Origin of the sequence: Streptomyces sp. NRRL WC-3605 (assembly GCF_001509795.1) — a bacterium.
Classification (GTDB): Bacteria; Actinomycetota; Actinomycetes; order Streptomycetales; family Streptomycetaceae; genus Streptomyces; species Streptomyces viridochromogenes.
The window spans coordinates 1-211 of the sequence record NZ_LLZN01000031.1; the positions used below are offsets into that span (position 1 = coordinate 1).

Consider the following 211-nt stretch of genomic DNA (forward strand, 5'->3'; position numbering starts at 1 on the left):
CAGGCGTCAGTCCGTATACATCGCCTTACGGCTTCGCACGGACCTGTGTTTTTAGTAAACAGTCGCTTCTCGCTGGTCTCTGCGGCCACCCCCAGCTCACCAAGTAAATTGGATCACCGGTTGTGGCCCCCCTTCTCCCGAAGTTACGGGGGCATTTTGCCGAGTTCCTTAACCATAGTTCACCCGAACGCCTCGGTATTCTCTACCTGAC

At 55.5% G+C, this 211-nt stretch carries 1 rRNA gene; it reads right to left on the reverse strand.

The features are described 5' to 3' along the window. A 23S ribosomal RNA gene (locus ADL34_RS05655) occupies positions 1-211 on the reverse strand; the annotation flags it as partial.